Raw genomic sequence first — 23,074 nt, forward strand, 5'->3', positions numbered from 1 at the left:
GAAAAAGTGTAGCGTTGAGGCTACACTTTTATTTTGTAACCTGAGTGTAGCATCCACGCTACACTCAGGTCAAGATATTAAATTTTCTTAATTTTTTATACAATGTAGTTCTGTGTATGCCAAGCAGCTCGGCTGTCTTAGATTTATTACCTTCTGTTTGATCCAATAAATTTAATATAATCTTTTTTTCTTCCGCCTCTTGTTTTTCTCTGAAGTCTTCTAACGTACTTAAATTTTGTCCATCCAGAATATGTTGCGGCAAATCTGTCTCATCAATACTATCGGAGTCAACAATGCTTACTAGGTCTTCTAGCACATCTATCAATTCCTCAATATTACCTTCCCATTGATAATTCATTAAATACGTTACAGCGGTAGTAGAGAATGACTTCTCAGGAATTTTATGTGCGAAACATATTTCCTGCATATAATGTGACAGTAGATAAGGGATGTCTTCGTTCCTGTTACGAAGCGCAGGGATAGAGAGCTGCAGTGGATTTAATTTGGCATATAACTCGGAACTAAAAGCATCTCTTTCGGCTAATTCGTGTAAGTCTTGTGTAGACGAAATGATTAGTTGAACAGGGAAATCTTCTGGAGCTTGTTTTAGAAACTCCACTAATTTCATCTGTATATTCATAGATAAAGCATCTATATCTTGTAAATAAAGCGTGCTTGGTTGTCCGGAATGGAGGATTCCATGTGGGCTGAAAAGTTGTTCTTCCACATTTCGCGCTGCTTGGACTTTGCAATATATAGTTGTAAATGGTTTGGATGCGATCGGACTTAACTGATGGATACTTTCTGCAAATGCGTTTTTACCCGTTCCTTTTTCACCGGACAATAAAACGACAGCTTGTGTTCGAGCAGCAGTCCGCGCTTTTCTCTTTAAGTCGGATATCGCTTCGCTTGTCCCTATAATTTGATTGAGACTGGAAAAGCCTTCAGGAGATAGGGGAGGAAGTTCAGTATCAGCCATAATTTTCTGTAGTTGTAACCGCTCATAAATGCGATAAATGTCTGAAACACCTTCGAAAATCAACATACCGATTGCTGCGACTACTTTACCGTTTTTCCAAATAGGAATACGGTGAACGACCATATCTTGCCCTTGAATATTTTGAAGAACGCCTCTTTCTGGCATACCTTTCTGTACGGTTTCATGTAGATTTGTATTTTCGATTACTTCTGTGACATGCCGTCCAATTGCTTCCGATCTAGGGATACCGGTGAATTTACTATAGGCCTCATTGAATTCGATGATCATACCCAATTCATCGACCACAGCAATTCCTTCATACGCTTTTTCCAGAATGACCGTCAAAATATCAGAGACCTTTTCATTTTTTATATAACTTTCAATCAATGCCGATAGCCCTTTGACGATTTCTTTTTGAGTTAACAGACCCATGAGGATACCTTGTTTGTTTTTTACAACATAGACATTTGTATTGTCTGGATCGAAAGGGAGTTCATTCAATAATGTATGTTCGTCTATTGTAGCTACTTGCATAAGTACTATATGCTCTAGTGTTGTGTGCTTATTACGGCCATTGACGAAAGCTTCGAGTATGTGTTCAGCAGTAATGATACCGACCGGCTTATATTGTGGATCAACGATAGGGAGAAACTCGATTTTCAATTCCTTCAGTACTTTAGCTGCTTCTAGCAACGTCTGATCTAGTTGGATAACTGGGGGATTTTTATTCATCCAATTCGCTACAGACATCCACTTTTTATCATTTTCCAACTGTATGAGTGTATTAATAAAAGAATCGTTAAACATAAAAGCCTCCATGATGTATCTATTTTCATCGATTATTACACAGTATAACGCATCTATTACATAGTTTGTACTGAGTTCGTTTTGAAGGGAGATACGTATCTTAAACAGGCTTTTACTTGTAGATGCAAAAAGCTGCCTCAGAAAATCTACAAGTAGAGTTTTTGAGGCAGCATATTTTCTATTCGTTACTTTTACAATCCAATCGTAGCATTGTCTTCAAGGGCTAACAATTCCTTCAAAGCCGCCACTTCGTTTTCAGGCAAATCGATCATCGGTAAACGAACTCCGCCGACAGGTACGCCTAGTAAATTCAACGCGGCCTTTGTTGGAGAAGGGTTAGGTGCAGCAAACATCGCTTTCATGATTGGCAATAAACCACGGTAGATTTCCGCTGCTTGCTTTGTGTTACCGGTTTTAAAGTTCTGTACCATCTCTTGCATTTCGTTTCCTATAATATGCGCAGAAACCGACACAATGCCTGTTCCGCCGATGGCTAATACAGGAAGTGTAGAAGCATCGTCTCCTGTATAGACAAAGAAGTCATCGCCCGTATGTTCAATTATGGCTGCAACGGCTTCTAGATCGCCGCTTGCTTCTTTAATGGACGTAATATTCGACACATCGTTAGCCAACCGAATAACGGTTTCTGGCAACATATTGACTGCACTACGACCCGGGATATTATATAGCATGACAGGTAATGTCGTAGTTTGCGCAATCGTCTTGAAGTGCTGGTAGAGTCCTTCCTGACAAGGCTTGTTGTAGTAAGGGACGACCAGCATAATTCCATCGACACCGGTTTCTTCCGCTTGGATCGTCAAATCGATAGATTCTCTCGTGCTATTCGTTCCAGTTCCAGCAATGACAGGTGCTCTGCCTGCTACGGTTTGGACAGTAAACTTGAATAGTTCCACTTTCTCTTCTGCTGTAAGCGTAGGCGATTCTCCTGTCGTGCCTGCGATGACTAATGCGTCTGTTCCATTGGCTAGTAAGTGATTGATTAGATTTTTCGTTGCTGGGTAATCGATGTCTCCTCTTTCATCAAACGGAGTTACCATCGCTGTCATAACTGATCCAAAATTCATTATTCTCCACATCCTATCATTTTATTAAAAAACATAGAGGTGGGGGCGATACGTAAGTGAACGCAAAAAGCAACAACGAGGGCTCGCTGTTGCGTTGAAATAATGAATTATTTCTTTGCACGAGATAGCCCACCATACAGTTTCCCATATGACAATCCTGCACTTGTTCAGTCCAGAATCAGCTTGGAGATCATGAGTGTCTCGCAGCTTCGGCAAATTCCCCTTTCAACAATCTTCACAGAACCTCATGATTCTCTGATTGTGTACTAATGGTTTTTGCGCCTCTATCCTTATTTCCGAATTATCGAAATAAGTGAAAGTTTAATTACCCTTACTGTACTTGGTATGTATGAAGAATGCAACCATTACTTTTCTATGGAGATAAGGAACATACGAATTTTGACTAATTTCATTAATATGGAATTACCTGTAGTCCTATTCGTTTCTAGGAGGTAGAATGGACTAAAGTCATCTATTCCATGCAACGATTGATGGATTGAAAATATGAACTTTATTAGGAAAGAGGGATGTTGTGAAGAAAAGTAGTTTACGTTGTCTACTGTTGGTACTGGTGTTTCTTGGATTAATTAATAGTGAACCTATACATAGTAATGCGCAGTCACCGGTTACAGAGTTGTTGGTGGAATACGCAGAAGATGTCCGAATGACATTTAGTGAAGAAGTGGAGATGCAAGTGGAAACGCGCAAGAGGATTTCTGATGAAGTAGAGTTATGGAGTTTGACAAAAGATGCGGACGTTGAAGCACTTCAACTCCAGTTGCAAGAGGATCCTACTATCGCATACGTCGAGCTGAATGCAGAACGTGAAATCGCAGCAGACATCGTCGATCCTGGATTAAATGCTCAATGGTGGATATCACATGTTCGTCCGGAAATGATCTGGTCGCGTGTAGCAGAACAAAGGAAATCGATTAGTGTCGCAGTGATTGATTCAGGTATGGATACTAGACATATTGATTTGGAAAAAAGAGTTCGAACCGGTGGGTATAACTTCTATGATAGTAGTACGGATGTTTTTGATGTAACTGGACACGGTACGAAAGTGGCAGGGGTAATTGCTGCTGAATATGGAAATGGCATAGGGGTCACAGGAATTGTAGGTCCATATGACGTGAAGATTTTACCTTTAAAAGTATTTGGCGAAGGAAATAAAACAAAGACTTCCTATATAGTGGCGGCCATTAATTATGCTGTTTCACGTGGAGTAGATGTCATTAACTTGAGCTTGGGTGGAGATTTGAAGTCAGATATAGAAAACAACGCGATACAGCAAGCGATCGAGGCTGGAATAACGGTTGTGGCTGCTTCCGGAAATAAAGCAGAGGAAGGGAATCCACTGTTTTATCCCGCTTCCTACGACAATGTGATTTCCGTTGGTTCCGTGGATCAGTTGAATCAGCACGTGAAATCTTCTAATTACAATAACAGTCTAACTTTGGTGGCTCCAGGTACATCAATTTACACTACAAGCCCCAACCATGGATTTACTATGGGCGAGGGCACATCGTTTTCCTCACCGATTGTGGCGGGAGCGGTGGCTATGTATAAATCGTTGCAACCAAATACCACACCGCAACAAATGAAAAACTTGCTGAAAGATACTGCGATGCCGTTAGGTGGTTTTACTACACCTGCTTACTTTGGTTCAGGTTTACTGAATCTACGAGCGCTGCATGATAGACTGCCGCCTAAAATAGTTCCAGTTGAACGAGTAGAATTGAACACAGAAGCTGTGACACTGGATTTGTCATTGGGCTATGCAACGAGTGAAGTAAAGGCACTTTCCGCGAATAAAAACCAGTTAGCTGAGTTTGCTTCGTATGAAATAGAGCCAAACGATACAATTTCCCAAGCTACTTCCTTTTTAAATTATTACTATGAAACTATGAGGGGAAGAATAAACAAAACTTCTAAGGACATAGATTTTTATGAATTAGTAAGGGATGAGCCAGGGATGCTTGATGTTGAAATATATTGGACAAAAGGTTATTCGCAAGATGGTTCTGATAATCAATTTTTAAATGTAGATTTATATGATGAAAAAAAGAACTGGGTTGCAAAAGCTGATTATCAAGAGTTGGCTAACGGTAGAAAAGGATTAGCTATGAAAGTAGAGTTGCAAGAAGGTTACTATTATATGAAGGTTCATCAAGAATCATCATATAACGAAAGATTTGTGGAACAGGAATATGAAATATCGAGTATCTTTATCCCGGAATATAGTGATGTAGAAATTCCTGATATTATATTGGACGAAGTGTCTATGAAAAGAGGAGATAGAGAATACTTTTTGAACAAAGAGGATAACCTCGTGGAGTGGAAATCATCTAATCCGGAAGTAGCTTACGTGGACTACGATGGGATGGTGGTAGCGAATTATCCGGGAAGTGCGACCATCACGTTTTATATTGGAAACGCTAGGAAAATCCTGCCCGTATATGTGGTAGATACAACGATAGAAGCAAAGTTTACAATTTCCGCAAAGGTTTTTCCATATAACGCAACGGATCAAAGAATTATATGGTCGTCATCAGACCCTTCCATAGCAGAAGTCGATCAGAATGGTGTAGTTACAGCGAAAAGTGTGGGTACCGTATTTGTCACAGCTAGAGCACGATTAGGTGGAGTGGCGGAAATTGCGACTGTACATGTTGTCCGAAACGGCAAAGGGTATGAATTTACAAGCGACTTTACAAATCAAGACGTCCCCATGGATAAAGTTTTCCGAGTCACCTTTACTCAGCCGTTATCTCCGTTTAAAGATTATAGCCAAGATATTGTGATTTCCAGAAAATCGAATGGTGTAGGGCGTGTGAAAAGTTTTACTGCCAAAGTAAATCCTCTGAACTATAATCAACTACTGATTGAGCCAAATCAGTTCTGGCAGGAAGGTTATCATTATCTAACAGTGACAAAAAACGTTCAAAATACTAATTATCTTTCATTACGTAAGGAAAGTAGGATTATGTTTTATTCCTATTATAAGTAAATTAGTGTTCATCAGAAGAGTCCTCCTACTGGAGGGCTCTTCTGTCTTTCCATGCCAAACCCTGTAAAAACCTGTCACCCCATGTATGCAAGACGTCCCATTCCTCCGACAATTCATGGCCCAGTATTGTGTTAGACCCCAAAAAGTGCTATCTTATCAGTATAATAGCCTGAGAGTAGACTGGGCTTTTCTTGCTTGATTGAGAATTACATATGTTTTTTCGAAAAGGGGAATTCGATGAGTACTATACATGAGTCCGCGGATAACAGGCCGGAAGAGTTGCAGCGTATATTGGATAAGGAATTATTGCAGCTAGAGAAAATAACTATTGAAGATTTTGAAGTAGATCCTATTGAGAAGCCGGTTACGCAAGAAGATTTGAAACAGTTTCAGCAATTCACATCAACGAGTTTCCGGTCGCTAGAAGAATTGCTTGAGAGCAATCAAGCCGTCTTGCCGGTTGATGAAGCGATTACTCGTTTGCAGGATGAAGCGTTTGAAGACCGTGTACATATGGCGAAACGGGCAGTAGAGATCTTTACATTATTCGAAGACGTACGTCAGACGGTGGACCCGGAGTCGATCGATTTGATCGCGCAATTGGATACCGTAATCGATCAAGCGCATCATTTGCTTGAGGACATGGGTATACAAGAGTTACCGGTGTATGATGAATATTTCGATGAAAGCTTTATGGAAGCGGTCGGCACTATACCTGCTGAAGAAGCGCCAGGAATTGAGCGATTTAAAGTAGCGGCTGTATTCCGCAGAGCCTTTTCAATAGAAGGACAAGTTATTCAAGATGCATTCGTGAAAACAGTTACGTAAAAGGGGGAACGTGTATGACAAGCATTACAATGGATCAATGGCTCAGTCACTGCGTCCGCCCATTAAGTAGGTGGAGGTGATTCGATGAGTTCATTCACTAACATTCCTATGTTGATTCAGCAAATGCAACAAGAGATACGCCAGAAGCGTTACACGATGGCGCTTGATACGATCCGAGAACTTGAAAAACTTAGTGTGAACCGAAAGCAGATACTGTGGCATAAAGCTTTGCTTGAGAGTAAAGTCGGCAATCTGCATGTGGCATTAGCGTACTTGAAGGAACTCGATAGCGAGGAGCCTCATGTCGCCAAGCTGGAAGAAGTGATTCTTAGTAATTGGGACACCTATACAAAGGTGATCGCTGAGTATAACTACGCTGTATCTGAAATTGAATTGGGCTATACCGAAAATGTCCTACATATAGTAGATAACGCCATGGAAATGGCAGGGAAAATGCCAATTCCGATTGAATTATATCGTATGAAAACCATTCTGGTGGCACGTTATGAAGCGGGCACGTTATCACGCTATACGGTTGGATTGCCTTTGCATGTTCTTGACGATCCGACTATCAAACGTGTCGTGGCGGCAGAACCTCCACGTCCGGATATCGCTCGTCCAGTGCCAAAACCGAAGCCGAAACGCAAGCTGAAAAAGGGTGCGGCGGCTTTATTCGCGGGCATTGCAACGGTTTTATTAGTCTTCGTAATATGGTTAATTGCCAACTTACTGGCGCAGCCCGATACAGCTAGTGGGTTGCCGACTACTGTGCCGGTTGAAAAACCAGCCATAACAGAGACTGAAGCGGTGAAAGAAGAGCCAGTAGAAGTGCCAGATACAGAACCTGAAGAGGAAGTTGAGCCTGAATTCGTATCGAATGAAGAGGCGAGAATGTATTATAACGAAGGTTATAAGCAATATCTGAATGAAGACTTCCCTGCGGCAGTGGCCTATTTAGAGTATGCTGTGCGCACTGAAGAAAGTGATTACTTTACAGACGATGCGTCGTATTTCTTAGCATCAAGTTATTTACGCGAGCAGAAGTATGAAGAAGTCGTCAATACTGCGAAAGCTTTCTATAAAGAAGAAAGTGAGCATTATAAAGAGTCCCCTTATCGAGAAGGGATGCGCTTGCAAGAAAGTCGTGCATTATGGAAGCTAAATAAGAATGCCGAGTCAACAGCGATTCTGGACGAATTAATTAGCAAACCGAATGTCGATTGGGTTACGTATGAAGCGAAAGCTATGAAGAAGTTAATAGAAGAAGGCGAGAGTAGTGAAGACGTGGAGCAAGCGAGCTAACTCGGCTTGTGTCCGCGCTTAACTACAGAAAACAGGAGCAATCAAGGAAGTCATTAGACTTTTTCGATTGCTCCTGTTTTTATTCATGCGACTTAATCAGTTCCACATTGTGTTTCTCCCACTTCGCCATCTTTCCGTTAAATGATGGATCGGGCGTATACCAAGATTGCGAACCAAAGTAGTCTTGCAATTCCTTTGATTCAAAGACATAGCCGTGTCGCGCGTATATTTCATTGCGCGCCAAACGTAAATCGTCTTTGGATAATCCTTTTAAATCGGATTTATCGAGGTACACGTCTCCGCTGTATGAAATGATGAAATGATCCTTTGGAACGTCAGCTGGAACTTCTTTAATAATCTCTTTGACAATGACCGTCTCGACAGGTTCTTCTTTTACAATGTCGTTTTGAACAACGGGCAGATCGTTATCCTTTTCTACATCTGTGTTGGCCGCGGTAGCCAATTCTTTAATGGAATCAAAATCTAGATGAACAGTTTGTTTCGCCCCAAAGACGTTCGCCTGGATTTCTTCACGTACCGTATCGTCATCCAGAGTCGTTGTCATTTTAATAGGATAGATTCCCGCCATGAAAGGGCCAAATTCAGCCTGTTCTTTCCGCTTCTTAATATAGCCCATTTCCGCATCATGGATGGACAGTACCGTTTCGTCCCCGATGGATTGTACTTTGACGATATAGCCTACTGGATTGATTGTGTATCGCGGGAAAAGCCCCAATCGTTTACCAGCTGCACGAATGGAAAACATGCCGTCTTCGGATTTTTCATGTAAGTGGTTTTCCACTACTTGTACGATCGAAGGGTTTTTCTCAACCAACGTTAGCAGCGCTTGCAAACTATCTGCGTTAATTGCAATCCGACTGTCTTTCGGTACAATCAATTCTTGCAATGTGTCGCGATCCTGCTCGATCAAAGCGGTAATGAATTTCTCTGTTGTAGCATTTCGCCCATATTTACTTTCAATAGTGTAGTAGCCAATGATCGCTACAAGCACGACAACAATTAATACAATTGGGTAGTGTGGTGTTTTCCATATAGAACGTTTTTTATTCAAACGACGTGACGCAAGAGATGCTTTACAGTTTGTACAAAATTCTTGCTGCTTATCATTCATTTCATTACAAATTGGACATTTTTTCATTTGAATTCTCCTACTTCATGCTATGGCTCTCTCTTTTGGAAACTAGAGTAGATACCAATGTAGTCAAAATTATACTATGATTGGCCGGATTATTCTAGATGTAAGGAAAGTTGTTATATAAGGATAATGAGTAAATGGTATGTTTGTGAAATTGAAATTTAAAATTATGTTTTTTACGTAGTACTATATTCAGTGTTTGCTGTATATAATTAGAAACGTACAAGCTATAATAGTATAAAAGAATCCTGTGTTTCCAAGGTAGGGGCTAGGGAAGAGAAGAGGATGCATATGAGAGAGAAGCGGCATATCGTGTTGGTTTTTTGCATCGTATGGATGATGGTACTAGGATTTCAAGGAGTGGTCAATGCGGATGTAGTACCCAATGAACTATTGGTTGAGTATGAAGGAAATCGCCAATCGTTTTCTATTGATGAAGGGCTACCAGGCGTTGAAAGCCGTGAGACTATATCAGATGAAGTGGAATTATGGAGTTTTGCAGATTCGGCAGAAATGCTGTTAATGAAAGAACAACTACTTGGTGATCCAAACGTGTTACATGTTGAACCAAATTACGAGCGCTATTCGCATATCGTCCTCAATGATCCTATTTTCGTGAAGCAGTGGTGGATTCCGCAACTGAAGCCGCAGTTAATTTGGTCAAGAGTGACAGAACAAAAGAAGAATGCGGTTGTGGCAGTTATCGATTCAGGTATTGATATCCAGCATGAAGATCTACAAGGAAGAATTCAGCCAGGTGGCTATAACTTTTACGCTAACAACGCAAATGTTCAGGACGTCAATGGACACGGAACGGCCGTAGCGGGCGTCATTGCTGCGAGGGCAGGGAATCACATAGGTGTGGCAGGTCTAGCGGGAACATACGACACGAAAGTCTTGCCATTGAAAATTTCGCACTTGAATGGAACTAGCAAAGTATCAGATAGTATTAAAGCGATTGATTATGCGATTATGAAACAAGTCGATGTGATCAACATGAGTTATGGTAGTAGCCAGCCGTCCCAACTAGAAGAAAAAGAGATACAACGAGCGATCGAGTCGGGGATCACCGTCGTGGCATCTGCAGGAAACGATGCTGAAAAGGGGAATTCCGTCATGTTTCCTGCGTCCTATCCTTCCGTAATTTCAGTGGGAGCAACCGATAGCAAAAATCAACGCGCTTCGTTTTCAAATTTTAATTCTCAAGTCAGCTTAGTTGCACCAGGCGCGGTGATTTCTACCACGTACATTAATAACACATATAAATCAGTGAGTGGAACTTCTTTCTCGGGACCTATGGTGGCAAGTGCAGCAGCTTTGGTGAAGTCCTTGCAACCGGAAGCCAAGTCAACTGAAATTAGAGAGTTACTTGAAATGACTGCCACAGACTTAGGGCAACTCGGTAAAGACGATCATTTCGGTGCAGGACTACTAAATTTAGAACGACTTAGCTATGCGTTGCCAACTGCTGCCAATCCAAATCAACCAAAGGATTTTGTTGGTGATTTCCCTGACTTAGTTGTGAAAAAGAACAAAGTATTCAAAATCAAGTTTACTAATAAACTAGTACTTGGCAAAGACTACAGCGAGCATATTTATATTACACATCTACCAAATAGCACAGAACGCATAGAAGGATTTACCGCGAAATTGAATCCACTAGATCCTCAGCAATTACTCGTCACACCTCATAATGAATGGCAACTAGGTGTTCATTACTTACGCGTGGATCAAAGATTGCAGAATACAAAAGGTGTGGCACTGAAGAAATCAGTTGTTGTGAAGTTTACGGTCGTGCCGGATTAATCCTATAGAACCAAAAAGGCTATTGCAATAAGTCATGTAGACTTACGCAATAGCTTTTTATATTACTTTGTTACGTTAGAAAATATTTCTTTAGAACTGATATCTATGATCATATCTTCCACTTGTGGTTTCGTCTTGATCAATTCCATCTCATGAAGCCAATCACGTACTTCTTCCCATGACTTTTCATCAAGCTGGCCAAAGGGTTCTCCACCTGTTTCCATCTTCGGCAATAAAATACTCAAGCTTTCCATCTCAATGGCTTTATCGAGTGGGAAGTTCGCTTGATCTTGGTTGCTAAGCAATAATTCCAGTGCTTCTTCAGGCTGTTCCACCATGAATTCATACCCTTTTTGTGCGGCTCTCCAAAAGGCCAAGATTGCGTCATGTTCCTTCTCCCACGTATCGTTACCCGTTAACAAAACAATTTCACTGTAGTTAGGAACGCCGTATTCTACGGGATTAAAATAGCGTGTTTTGAACCCTTTAGCATTCATAACAGGTACTTCATGATTAATGAATGTTCCCGTCACAGCGTCAACCCGTTCAGAAACTAATGAAGATTCTAGTTCGAATCCAACATCAATCATTTTCACTTTATCGTAATCGCCACCATCATTTGTGATCATTGTTTTGATCAAGGCTTCGTTGAGTGGAATGCCAGGATAACCAATCGTCAGATCTTCTAGATCTTTCGGCGATTGAATGGGACTGTCCTCCAGCATGACCGTGTAGTTCAGTGGTTCACGTACGACAGATGCGACCGCTTTGATAGGGATATCTTCATTCGCTTGAGCCAAAATGACATCGGGTTGGTAGTACAATCCAAGTGTCACTTTTCCTGCAGCAGTCAAATTCATTGGATCAGTTGGATTGGCAGGGAATTGAATATCAACTTCGACATCCTCATCATTGAAATAACCTTTTTCCTGTGCCACATAAATATAGCTATGTACTGCGTTTGGGTACCAGTCGAGCATAATACTAACTTTTTTCTTATCATCGTTCTGTGACTCTTCCGTATCTACTGCGGTTGCATCATTATTGCAGCCAGCGACTAGCAAAAGAAGAAAGGTCATCCCAAGTAGCAAACGTTTTTTCATTCGTGGTTCCTCCATTGTAAAAAGTATTTTTCCAATAAAACGACAAGTAAAAAGAAAATAATGCCTACAGCAGATAGTAAAACAATCGGTGCAAATACAGCCGCACTATCGAATTGAGTCATCATTCTTCTGCTGAAATATCCAAGACCCGCCTGTGCGCCAAGCCATTCTCCGATTGCAGCACCGATCACGCTGAGTGTGACCGCCACTTTAAGTCCAGAGAAAAAGGAAGGTAGTGCGGAAGGTAGATCCAGTTTAAAGAAAATATCTTTTGCAGACGCGCCCATCGTGAGCATTAATTCACGTAAGTTTTTATCCGATGAACGCAAGCCGTCGAACACACTGACAGTGATGGGGAAAAAGGTGATCAGTACAGTGACTGCAACTTTTCCCCAAATGCTGTAGCCGAACCACAGCACGAAAATCGGTGCAAGCGCAATGACGGGAATCGTCTGTGACGCAATCAAAAGTGGATAAAACGCTTGCTCGATAGGCTTCTTGCTATACATCGCGATCGCAAGTGCCGATCCGATAAGTATCGAAATAATTAGGCCGATTACTATTGTTGCAGCTGTCGGAGGTAAATGGTGGATAAACAGCTCCGATTTTAGTTCCCATAACTTGAGTAGAATCGCAGATGGAGACGGGAATAAGAAGCTTTTATCATAAAGACGCGCTCCGGTTTCCCATATGCCAAGTAAGATCGCGACGAAAAGTATGGAGCTACTATAAGAAGTAATCTTTTTCATAGTGGTGCCTCCGAACGTAGCTCCATGATGAGTTGTTGCTTTAATTCAACCAGTTCTGGGCGTGCCAAGTCTCTCATCGTACGTGGTCGATCAAGAGGAACGGCTACTTCGCGAATTGTCCGCACAGGTTTTTCAGCAAGTACAAAGATACGATCAGATAGAAATAATGCTTCGTCGATATCATGGGTGATGAAGACAATGGTTTTATCGAGCCTCTTCCACTGATCAATTAGCCACTCTTGCATCGTCAAGCGGGTAATGGCGTCGAGCGCACTAAAAGGCTCGTCCAGCAATAAAATATCAGAGCCGGTTAGAATCGTTCGTAAAAAAGAAACACGTTGACGCATACCACCTGATAAGTTGCCAGGGTAAGAGTTTTCTTCACCAGCTAGCCCAAAATCTGCAAGGAGCTGGATCATCTCATCGGAAGTCGTTTTGGCACTTTGGAGTTCCACTGGCAATCGAACATTTTCTAGAATGGTTCGCCAAGGCATGAGTAAATCTTGCTGCGGCATGTAACCGACTTTTCCTAAACGCCTCGTTGCGACTTCACCGTTCAATGAAATTTCTCCACTGTCAGGATTCTCAAGGCCAGTAACTAATCGGAACAACGTACTCTTCCCGTAACCGCTCGGTCCAATGATGCTGACGAATTCGCCTTCATTTACATGCCAATCAACTTGGTCAAAAATAGCCGTCGGTTTTGAAGCTTTGGTTGCTTGATAATGAAAGGATACATCGGTAAATTCTAAAATTTTATTAGGCATATTCTTTTCACATCTCTTTTCTTCAAAAATCCACACAAAAAAACCACTTCTTTTGTGCGAAGCGGTTGCATAGTTCGGCCAAGACCGGTCATATGTCCACTTCCCTCCGCTAGCATTATCTAGAGCAGGTTTAAGGGTTAAGGCAAATAGCCTCTCTCAGCAAAAGCACCCCTAGTGTTTATCCATGTCTTATCGTTTCATATTCTAGTAAAGTAGTCAACTTTAATTCAGTAAATATTTTGAATGTCGATCAAACTATTCTTTTCACCCATTAATAGCAAGCATCTTGCATTTCATTGAAAATCTATGTAGTATAATGACTATCAGACCGAAATGGTATTACGGTCAATTTCGAAGGATGTGTCAAAATGGATCGTAGGGAAGAAATCATGTTGGCGGCTGGAAAATCGTTTACGATGTTTGGTTATAAGGCGACGACAATGGACCAAGTGGCGAAAATAGCGAATGTGGGGAAAGGTACTATTTATACGTTTTTCTCGAATAAAGAAGAATTATTTCATTCGATTGTCTGGAATATGGTGAACGAAATGAAAGAGGCGTCGGAAAGAACGGCTATAGAAGGGGCATCGTTTCAAGAGAATGCCCATGCGCGTATTATGCAGTTATTGAAGTTTCGTGAGACGCATCAGTTATTCATTAAGCTGATTGAAGAGGAAAAAGAGTTACGCACACCAGCTGTCGGGGATGTGTTAACTTCTATAGAGAAGGAAATATTGCAGTTTATTGCTAGTAAGATTGAACGCGGTGTTGCCAAAGGTGAATTGAAGCCATGTAATAGTGAACTGATCGCGTATCTATTATTCAAATCTTATTTGGCGTTAGTAGTGGATTGGTCGAAAACGCATGATGACCAGCTGACTGAGGAGCAAATCACAGATGTGTTGAACTATACGATTTTCTCTAGTCTATTGGTGTGATATGCGAATGTCGGAATACAGAGCGAGGGTTTATACTAGATGAATAAAATATTGTTTATAGTCAAACGAGATCTCCGAAATATATTCAAGAATAAAGCAGCGCTCATCGTCATTGCGGCCATCGCATTTCTACCGTCGCTCTATGCATGGATGAACATCCTGGCTTCGTGGGATCCATATTCCAATACGAAAGGCGTATCAGTAGCGATTGTTAGTGAAGATCAAGGCGCAGAAATTGAGGGTAAGGAATTCAATGTCGGAGATGAAGTAATCGTTTCGCTGACCAAGAATGATGATCTCGGTTGGCAGTTCGTGACGAAAGACGAAGCCTTAAAAGGTGTTAAGCACGGCGATTACTACGCTGCGATTATCATCCCCAAGAATTTCTCGGAAAATTTAAGCAGTATCGTTACAGACGATATTAAACAACCGACATTGGATTATTATATCAATGAAAAGATTAATGCGATTTCTCCAAAAGTAGCAGGCAAGGGCGCATCTGCTATAGTAGAGAATATCGATAGCACGTTCGTTGAAGAAGCGAACAAAGCAGTGATCAAGGTATTCAATAATCTAGGAGTGGAACTGGAAAACAATCGTGTCAATATTGAAAAACTACGCGATTTAGTTTATCAACTAGAATATGATATTCCCGACATTTATTCGAAATTGCAGCTAGTGGATAAAGGGTTAAATTTCGCGGATTCTTCTATTGATCGTGTGGATCTGGTATTGGACGATGTCAATTCGGTGCATGCGAATGCGAAAAAACTGAATGCACGATTGATCAGCAAGTTGCAAGAGAATGAAAAGACCGTGGATAATACATTGCGGGTCATTACATCCAACTTGGAGAGTGCGCAAACCGCATTCCGTAAAGTGCCTGATCTGACAAGTGAATTGTCAGGTAAAGGGGAAGATGTGGATCGTATCGTCGATTCACTGCGTGATAAGCAAGGTAAATTGGAAGATACAAATGCTAGGTTAGATGATATTTATGATTATTTGAAGAAGCAGGATCAGAATTTAAAAGATTCATCCAATATTAAAGACTTGCAGAGTTCTTTGAGTGACAGCGTGGCGGATTTAAGTCGTCTGAAGAAGAACTTGGAAACTATCATTTCAGATTTACAAAGTGGTAAGAATCCAGCGACGGATCTGATCACACAAACACAGGCGCTGTCAGACAAGCTTGCTGAAGATATGGATAAAATCAAAGGTAATTATGAAAATATATTGTCTCCTCAAACGGAAAAGTTGATGAAGCAGTTGAAAGAGCTTTCTGTGAATATTACAAGCTTGCTGGACCGTGCAACGGAAGTGAATACGAATGCGCAGAAAGTTGTGCAAGGCTTGATCGATAAGCGGGAGTCAATTGATTTCAGTCAATTCCAAGAACAGCTCGACAGTATGTCCACTGCCATTGAAGATCAAATCGGTAAAACGGATACAGTGATTTCAGTTCTTGAAGCCGCTGGAAAAGTAACCGGTAGTGACAAAATTGCTAGTTTGGGACAGAGATTTGTTTCGTTAAGAGAACAGTTAGTATCGACTAAACAAGTCATTGACAAAGTGCAAGCCGCCATCAATAAAGGCGAAAAGCCAAGTCTTGAGTTGTTGAATCAATTGAAAGGACAGTTGGAAGCTAGCGAGCAAAAGATTGTGGATGCGCGAAATCAATTTGATGCGAATAGCCAAAAGGCGATTACTGATGCAATTGAACAACTGCAGACTTTTGATGAGGGATTGCGTGATCGATTCAATGAACTCCAAGCCTCAAAGACAGAAATTGATGAGAAGCTTGCAGGATTGTTAGGGACAGCAGAAGATCCAAAGGTTACGATTGGCGTACTTCAAACGATGGTAGATCGTATCGATAATGGGCTGTCAGCAATTGGATCAATTACAAGTGGACTAACAGATTTAGAGAAGTTCATTCATTCCGATAAGCTTTCAGGAGAGATTGAACGCATCAAAACGGTGCAAGACAGTTTATCATCTGCCAATTCATCTGTAGACGGATTGGTTGGTCGAATCAATGAATCAAAAGCAAATGGTAAGAAACATTTGGCCGAAGTCGATCGCGTATCCGGAGAATTGGATCGCTCGGTTGGGGAAGCTATTGATTTCGTCAACAGCGATTTGACAAGAAAGTATAAGTCGGCGATGCGTGATGCAACAAATGCTTTATATGATGTGTCCGACGTATTGGATGAAGTGAATGGACGGATTCCACGTTTGCGTACGGCACTTGAAAAGGCAGAAGCAGGGGTTGCGCTAGGGAAAACGGATTTAGCGAAAGCGGAGAAGTACTTCCCAGAAGCGCGTGAAACGATTGAAACGATGGCGGAGAAAATCCGCAAATTAGAAGAAGACGGCGACTTGGATAGATTATTGGATGTTCTCGCAACAGATCCTACTGGTGTTAGTAAGTTTTTCGCTGAACCGGTAGTATTGGATGAGCACCAGCTCTATCCGATTCCGAACTACGGTTCCGCAATGAGCCCGTTCTATACAACGCTATCATTATGGGTCGGTGCGTTGTTAATGGTATCCACGTTAAAAGTGGATATTCGTGAGAAAACACGGTTCAAGAGCTACCAAACGTATATTGGTCGGTTAATCATCTTCGCCGGGATCGGGACGATTCAATCATTGATCGTCACGCTAGGTGAGATATTTATCATGGACGTCTATGTGGTGAATAAGCTGCCATTTGTGATATTCGGTGTGATCATTAGTGTTGTATTCGTTACTATTGTCTACACACTCGTATCCGTATTTGGTAACACTGGAAAAGTCATCGCGATTATTTTGATGGTCATGCAGCTCGGTGCGTCAGGCGGAACATTCCCGATCCAGATGGCACCCGAATTCTTCCAACGCATTTCTGCATTCATGCCGTTCACCCATGCAATCACTTTATTGCGTGAATCCATTGGGGGCATTATCTGGGCGGTGGCTTGGAAACAAATTCTCTACCTGTTCATCTATTTCGCATTATCGCTAGGTGTGGGAATAGGATTGAAGAAATTCTTTAATAAATCGAGTGATAAGTTTATTGAGAAAGCGAAGGAAAGTAATATTGTGATGTGATGATAAATAAAGGCTGCATGGAAAGTTATTAATAACTTTTCATGCAGCCTTTTTACGTGTATCTAAACTTTATAGAATAAAATCCGTTAGAATAGCTTCATTTGTTGAGAATTATTCTTGTCATCGATTCCATTAACATAACCCATATCTCGAAATCCTTTTGATCGCTTCTTGGCCATATTTATTAGAATGGGAACCTTTTGGTCAATATAGTCATACACACGTACTTCTTGCTTTTCGGAATAGTTACGATGTAATCTTCCTACATATTGAGTAAGAAGACCTTTCCAGGAGATAGGCATAGTTAAAAATAATGCATCTAATCGAGGTAAATCAAATCCTTCACCAATATACTTGCCAGTCGCAATAATTACTAATTCATCTTCACTTGGTAAATTACGAATCATGTTCAATGCTCGTTCTTGTTCCTTTTTTGATAGTTCTCCTGAAAGAATAACAATATTTTTTGAGAAGCCCTTGAGCAAGTCATGTAGTATTTTAACATGGTTAACTCTTTCGGTTAGAATTAATGGTGTCCTACCATCTTCTAATGCTAAAAGTACGTCATCGAAAATAAGTCGATTTCGCTTATCGTCCACTGCAATTTCATTGTACATTTGCTGTATGCTTTCAGATTTAGTTTTATATGAAGTTTTTCTTTCATAGATTAGATGATGGAAAGGTCGTATGAGAGCCTGTTCTTTAGCATCAGTTTTATATAAGATTGGTCCGCATTGCATGGTGATTATTGGGTGAAGTCCATCCCTACGTGTAGGTGTAGCAGTCAGGCCATAAACATATTTTGCTCGAACCATTTTCATCAGTTTTTCTGAAGTATATGCTGATAAATGATGACATTCATCTACTATGATCTGTCCATATTGAGTAATGATAGGATTAATACCTTTAGAAGTTAGAGTTTGTATTGTTGCTACATCAATATTTCCAGTAGCTACTTGTTTTCCACCACCAAATTGTCCTATTTCCTTATGTGATAAGTTCAAGAATATTGAGAGTTGATCAATCCACTGATTTAGTAGTTGTTTTCGATTGACTATAATAAGTGTATTGACTTTTTGGTCAGCAATCAAAGCTGCGGCTGTTACTGTTTTTCCGAATCCTGTAGTGGCTGCTAGAATTCCGCTATCATTTTCTTTCAGCTGTTTTAGCGCATCCAACTGTTGTGGAGATAAAGTTCCAGAGAAGTGTGTTTCTATTGGATGACCTAAAAAGCGTTCATTTGCCCAGTCTACTTTAATACCTTTAGATGTTAGTAAATCTTGAATAGCTTGTTCGCATCCCCTAGGAAGAATTAAGTGGGTAGTAGTCTTATCGAAACTTTCAATGAGGGGAGGGATGATATAGGTAGATAATCGTTTAGCTTTTGCTTTAAAATATTCAGGATTTCCAAAAGTAGCTAAGTTTTCGAGTTGTGAAGTAAGTGAATCAGAAAGATCTTCTAGCTTGAAATGAATGCCATTCTTTTTAATGACTTTTAACGCGCTCTGCTCTTTAATAGATTTACTAATATTATTCCGTACATTAAGTAGTTTCAAATAGTTATTCATAGCATTCTCGTCTACTTTATTTAGGCAAGATAGGTATAGCCACTGATCTTCAAATGGTTGAAAGTTATCATTAACAAAAACGCTATTGCCTACATCCCGGGCATAGCGTTGTAAAGGTAATGCGATTAGGTTCCCTAAACTATTATTGTTTTTAAGGAAGTCCTGGCTTGGAAACAAACGGTCAAAAGACTTTAATTTAGCTGTTGTGTTCTTATCGACATAGTTAATAAGTGTTTTGCCAAGGGTGCGAGCTAATGAAGAAGGTAAGGCTTCTGAAAAGAAAATCCATACATGCGCTCCATTACCAGAACGAGATCTTTCAATGCTAATAGGAAGCTGAATATTTCTGCAGATATTTACGAACGCTAATACATCGTCTTGCCAATTTTTTTTATCAAAGTCGACTACAAGAAACCAACAAGAGTTATCTATTAACAATGGATATAAACCGACAACGTGCTTCCCACTTAAATGGTCGTAAACAGTTTGATCGGTAAGAGGGATGTAGGCTTTATTCTTACGAGCTGGTGAATATCCGCTCTTTCCATTATCTAAATCCCATCGAGTTGCATAAACATCCATTCTACCTCGAAATAAACTTTGAAATAACTGAACCTTTTCTTGTGCGGTCGAAGTATCGGTAACTAAACTGGTAGATTCTTTAATCTGAAATGCAGGTAAATGGTTCTGTACTATCATTTTTAAGTATTTATTTTCTGTATGAAGTTTTTCTAGTTCAAGATTCAATTCTCGTTCAGACTTCTTCATAAACAATGCACCTCTTATATTTTAATTCAGTAATTCGCTATACTTAGTTTACTAAGAAAATTAGATTAAATACAAGAGGGTTTTGAATATTCAATGCAATGACTTTTTATATACAACATATAACATTAGCCACTTTACCTGTTCTCCATTAAACTCCAAACGGTTTTGATAATATCATCACACTTGACGAACAATGTACTCTCCAACACGAATGTGTTCGTAGTGCCGTCATTCAACTCTACGGTAATGCCATTCGGTACGATGCCTAATACATATGACGAATCAATATTATTGATATCCTGAATAGTAAATTCCATCGCGTCTCTTTTAAAATGCATATTTCGTGGCTGGAAAAGAAAGCGTTGATCTGTAATAAATAAATCCCCACTAACGTAATCTATGCTTTTGCGTAAATCTACCGGAATTTCATATAGGACATTTTCATTTTCATGAGAAACTATCATACCGATCTCTCCTTTATGGATAGTAACGAAGACTCCATTTCCATTTTACCTATATAAATATGTATAAACAAGTGATGTTGATTCTTTTAGCGAAGAGGTGAGTGGGGGTAGTTGCTCTATTTGATGTGGTATCCGCTCTATGCTGGTCCGGGTTCGCTCTATCATGTGCGCTATTCGCTCTATGTAAGTCTGTGATCGCTCTATCCACCGCGTTATCCGCTCAATGCGAGTCCGCGACCGCTCTATTGGCCGGGATATCCGCTCTATGCGAGTCCGCGCCCGCTCTATTTCCCCATTGACACTAAAAAACCTTGTCTGTTATCATTATGTGTAACCGGTACCACATATGAATGTGTTACCGGTTACATATCGATAGATTGTAGGTGGAATAGTTGGCTAATATACGGGATGTCGCGCAACATGCAGGGGTTTCAGTAGCGACTGTTTCACGTTATTTAAATAATAAAGGATACATAAGTGAAGAAGCGAAACGAGTCATTGGCAAAGCCGTTGAGGAATTGAACTATGAGCCAAGCATGATCGCGCGCTCGCTTAGCACGAAGCAATCGACGTTTATTGGGTTGATTGTGCCAGATATCGTCAATCCATTTTTTCCGGAACTTGCACGTGCGATAGAAGATATCGCGTTAGCTTATGGATATACTGTCATCCTATGCAATTCAGATGAAGACTTGGAAAAGGAAATTAATTATGTCCGAACGCTTCAGCAGAAATATGTAGCCGGTTTTATTGTGGCGACGAGTCATGTAGAGGCTGAACATTACACCGGTTTGGACGTTCCGATCGTAGCGATTGACCGCAGAATTCATTCGTCGATTCCGTATATTGCGACGGATAACCGCGAAGGTGCACGCATTGGAACGGAGCATTTATTACAGAGTGGCTGTAAAAATATTCTTTGCATGCGAGGGCCATCGGGATTAGGTCCTGCAGATGATCGATTTGCTGGGTTCAATGATGCTGTGAACGGGAAAGATATAGAAACACATATTATTGAATGTCCGTTCCATTTTGAAATAGCTGAGACGATGGTCAAGAAGGTGTTGCAAGATGTACCGATCGATGGGATTTTTGCGAGTAGTGATGTCACCGCGGCAGGTGCAATGAAGGCTGCGTATTCTTTAGGCATACACGTACCGGATCAGCTTCAAATCGTAGGATATGACGGAACGATGCTAGCGAGCCAATTAACGCCAGGTCTAACAACGGTTGCTCAGGACTTATACAAAATTGGTGCGATGGCGGCAAGAATGCTTATTAAATTAATTGAAGGGCACGAGCTGACGGAGCGTGAAGTACTAATTCCGGCAGAGTTGCTCATTCGTGAGACGACAAGGAGTGAGACGTGATGATAACGGTCATTGGCAGTGCCAATATGGATTTGGTAGTCGGCACGGAGAATTTTCCGGATCAAGGAGAGACGGTTCTTGGAAATGTCTTCGATACGGTGCCGGGTGGAAAAGGCGCGAATCAGGCAATTGCGGCAGCGCGACTAGGTAGCGAAACGCATATGGCGGCTTGTGTAGGGAATGATATGTTCGGTACGAGTATATTGAATAATCTAGAGCAAAACAAAGTCGGTGTCACAGGTGTTCGTGTGGTTGAAGGAGCTTCCGGTATTGCGAATATTTTACTGTCGGAAGGAGATAATCGGATTATCGTCGTTCCAGGCGCCAATTCTTCGTTGATGCCTAGTTATATTGACGAAATTGAGGAACTCATCAAGCGCAGTAAACTGGTGATGCTTCAATTGGAAATCCCTATTCCGACCGTTATCTATGCGTTGGCGAAATGCCAAGCACTCAATATTCCCGTGATGTTAAATCCTGCACCAGCACGAGGCTTTGAGCTGGATATGATGCCATCGATCAAGTATTTGACGCCGAATGAAACGGAATGTGAGCAGATCTTTGGCATGGATATGGTGAGTGCATTAGAAAAGTATCCGAACCGTTTGATTATTACGCTAGGTAGCGACGGCGCACGATTCTTTGATGGAGAAAAGCATGTGATTGTAGAGAGCTTTAAGACAAATGTCGTGGATACAACAGGCGCAGGTGATACGTTTAACGGAGCGCTTGCCCATGGAATTGTAACCGGCATGGAATTGGAACAAGCAGTTCGTTTTGCGAATGCAGCGGCATCGCTTTCCGTAGAGAAGTTTGGCGCACAAGGTGGCATGCCTTCATTTGAAGAAGTGAAAGCGCGTTTGGAGGAAAGGCGATGAAAAAGCAAGGTATGATCAATCGTGATATTGCGGCTGTGCTCGCTAAGATGGGTCACACTGATCAACTAACGATAGCCGATTGCGGTCTACCAATTCCAGAAGGTGTTCCGTGTATCGATCTTTCGTATACACTCGGAAAACCTTCATTCACTGAAGTACTAACTGAACTATTACAAGACTTTCAAGTAGAAAAAGTATATATTGCTGGTGAAATAAAAGCGGAGAACTCTAAAGTATACAGTAAAATCAAAGAGTTAGAATGTCCGATAGATGAGCTGACACATGAGCAATTGAAAGAACAATCAAGTCTATCGAAAGTAATTATTCGTACAGGAGAAGCGACACCTTACGCCAATATTATCGTGCAGTCGGGCGTCATATTCTGAAAGTGGGTGAGCAG

At 41.0% G+C, this 23,074-nt stretch carries 17 protein-coding genes and 2 riboswitches; of the genes, 9 read left to right on the top strand and 8 right to left on the bottom strand.

The window, feature by feature from the left end; translation table 11 throughout:
- Positions 1-64: 64 nt before the first annotated feature.
- Together CSV76_RS07020 and dapA are read right to left on the bottom strand one after the other, a co-directional pair.
- Positions 65-1,786, bottom strand: coding sequence for a sigma 54-interacting transcriptional regulator (locus tag CSV76_RS07020; RefSeq protein WP_158232750.1), 1,722 nt, complete (start codon positions 1,784-1,786; stop codon positions 65-67).
- A 191-nt stretch (positions 1,787-1,977) separates the two neighbouring features.
- Complete coding sequence (dapA, locus tag CSV76_RS07025; protein WP_099625095.1) at positions 1,978-2,871, bottom strand: 4-hydroxy-tetrahydrodipicolinate synthase; 894 nt, start codon at positions 2,869-2,871, stop codon at positions 1,978-1,980.
- Between the two features lie 117 nt (positions 2,872-2,988).
- Positions 2,989-3,166: riboswitch (Lysine riboswitch) on the bottom strand.
- Between the two features lie 237 nt (positions 3,167-3,403).
- Between dapA and CSV76_RS07030 the strand changes: the two genes are divergently transcribed.
- The 3 genes from CSV76_RS07030 (at position 3,404) to CSV76_RS07040 (ending at position 8,011) form a co-directional block, all read left to right on the top strand.
- On the top strand, positions 3,404-5,881 hold the full coding sequence (locus tag CSV76_RS07030) for a S8 family serine peptidase (RefSeq protein WP_099625096.1): 2,478 nt from the start codon (positions 3,404-3,406) through the stop codon (positions 5,879-5,881).
- 237 nt (positions 5,882-6,118) lie between these two features.
- Positions 6,119-6,709: a nucleotide exchange factor GrpE gene (grpE, locus tag CSV76_RS07035; RefSeq protein WP_085428246.1), complete on the top strand. Its 591-nt coding sequence runs from the start codon at positions 6,119-6,121 to the stop codon at positions 6,707-6,709.
- 84 nt (positions 6,710-6,793) lie between these two features.
- Complete coding sequence (locus tag CSV76_RS07040; protein ID WP_099625097.1) at positions 6,794-8,011, top strand: tetratricopeptide repeat protein; 1,218 nt, start codon at positions 6,794-6,796, stop codon at positions 8,009-8,011.
- Between the two features lie 79 nt (positions 8,012-8,090).
- Here the strand turns inward: CSV76_RS07040 and CSV76_RS07045 are convergent, their stop codons facing one another.
- Positions 8,091-9,170 carry a YARHG domain-containing protein gene (locus CSV76_RS07045; protein ID WP_099625098.1) on the bottom strand — a complete coding sequence of 360 codons (1,080 nt, stop codon included), beginning with the start codon at positions 9,168-9,170 and terminating at the stop codon, positions 8,091-8,093.
- Between the two features lie 309 nt (positions 9,171-9,479).
- On the opposite strand from CSV76_RS07045, the gene CSV76_RS07050 reads away from it, so the two are divergent.
- Positions 9,480-10,973, top strand: coding sequence for a S8 family peptidase (locus CSV76_RS07050; RefSeq protein ID WP_158232751.1), 1,494 nt, complete (start codon positions 9,480-9,482; stop codon positions 10,971-10,973).
- Positions 10,974-11,035: 62 nt separating this feature from the next.
- Here CSV76_RS07050 and CSV76_RS07055 read toward each other — a convergent pair whose 3' ends face one another.
- Genes CSV76_RS07055 through CSV76_RS07065 form a run of 3 tightly spaced genes read right to left on the bottom strand, consistent with a single transcriptional unit; the run spans position 11,036 to position 13,592 of the window.
- A complete protein-coding gene (locus CSV76_RS07055; RefSeq protein WP_085428250.1) occupies positions 11,036-12,076 on the bottom strand; it encodes an ABC transporter substrate-binding protein in 1,041 nt (346 codons plus the stop codon).
- The gene (locus tag CSV76_RS07060) at positions 12,073-12,825 is read right to left on the bottom strand and encodes an ABC transporter permease (protein ID WP_099625100.1); all 753 of its coding nucleotides are present in this window, start codon (positions 12,823-12,825) and stop codon (positions 12,073-12,075) included. Before CSV76_RS07060 ends, CSV76_RS07055 begins: the two co-directional genes overlap by 4 nt.
- Positions 12,822-13,592 (bottom strand): ABC transporter ATP-binding protein, encoded by a 771-nt coding sequence (locus tag CSV76_RS07065; protein ID WP_099625127.1) that lies wholly within the window; start codon positions 13,590-13,592, stop codon positions 12,822-12,824. The genes CSV76_RS07060 and CSV76_RS07065 overlap by 4 nt, the downstream gene beginning before the upstream one ends.
- 84 nt (positions 13,593-13,676) lie before the next feature.
- Positions 13,677-13,775, bottom strand: a riboswitch (TPP riboswitch).
- A 185-nt stretch (positions 13,776-13,960) separates the two neighbouring features.
- Between CSV76_RS07065 and CSV76_RS07070 the strand changes: the two genes are divergently transcribed.
- Both CSV76_RS07070 and CSV76_RS07075 read left to right on the top strand, forming a co-directional pair.
- The gene (locus CSV76_RS07070; RefSeq protein WP_085428252.1) at positions 13,961-14,530 is read left to right on the top strand and encodes a TetR/AcrR family transcriptional regulator; all 570 of its coding nucleotides are present in this window, start codon (positions 13,961-13,963) and stop codon (positions 14,528-14,530) included.
- A gap of 39 nt (positions 14,531-14,569) precedes the next feature.
- Entirely contained in the window at positions 14,570-17,626 is a 3,057-nt protein-coding gene (locus CSV76_RS07075; protein ID WP_099625101.1) for a YhgE/Pip family protein, read from the top strand.
- 86 nt (positions 17,627-17,712) lie between these two features.
- Here CSV76_RS07075 and CSV76_RS07080 read toward each other — a convergent pair whose 3' ends face one another.
- Both CSV76_RS07080 and CSV76_RS07085 read right to left on the bottom strand, forming a co-directional pair.
- A complete protein-coding gene (locus CSV76_RS07080) occupies positions 17,713-19,962 on the bottom strand; it encodes a DEAD/DEAH box helicase (protein ID WP_199173041.1) in 2,250 nt (749 codons plus the stop codon).
- A 134-nt stretch (positions 19,963-20,096) separates the two neighbouring features.
- Positions 20,097-20,426 carry a GRAM domain-containing protein gene (locus tag CSV76_RS07085; RefSeq protein ID WP_085428254.1) on the bottom strand — a complete coding sequence of 110 codons (330 nt, stop codon included), beginning with the start codon at positions 20,424-20,426 and terminating at the stop codon, positions 20,097-20,099.
- A 392-nt stretch (positions 20,427-20,818) separates the two neighbouring features.
- Here CSV76_RS07085 and CSV76_RS07090 point away from each other — a divergent pair, with 392 nt between their 5' ends.
- Genes CSV76_RS07090 through rbsD form a run of 3 tightly spaced genes read left to right on the top strand, consistent with a single transcriptional unit; the run spans position 20,819 to position 23,060 of the window.
- Positions 20,819-21,796: a LacI family DNA-binding transcriptional regulator gene (locus CSV76_RS07090; RefSeq protein ID WP_085428256.1), complete on the top strand. Its 978-nt coding sequence runs from the start codon at positions 20,819-20,821 to the stop codon at positions 21,794-21,796.
- Positions 21,796-22,674, top strand: a complete 879-nt coding sequence (gene rbsK / locus CSV76_RS07095; RefSeq protein WP_085428257.1) for a ribokinase — start codon at positions 21,796-21,798, stop codon at positions 22,672-22,674. Before CSV76_RS07090 ends, rbsK begins: the two co-directional genes overlap by 1 nt.
- A complete protein-coding gene (gene rbsD, locus CSV76_RS07100; RefSeq protein ID WP_099625102.1) occupies positions 22,671-23,060 on the top strand; it encodes a D-ribose pyranase in 390 nt (129 codons plus the stop codon). Before rbsK ends, rbsD begins: the two co-directional genes overlap by 4 nt.
- Positions 23,061-23,074: the final 14 nt, after the last annotated feature.

The organism is Sporosarcina sp. P17b, from assembly GCF_002743115.1.
Taxonomy (GTDB): Bacteria; Bacillota; Bacilli; order Bacillales_A; family Planococcaceae; genus Sporosarcina; species Sporosarcina ureae_C.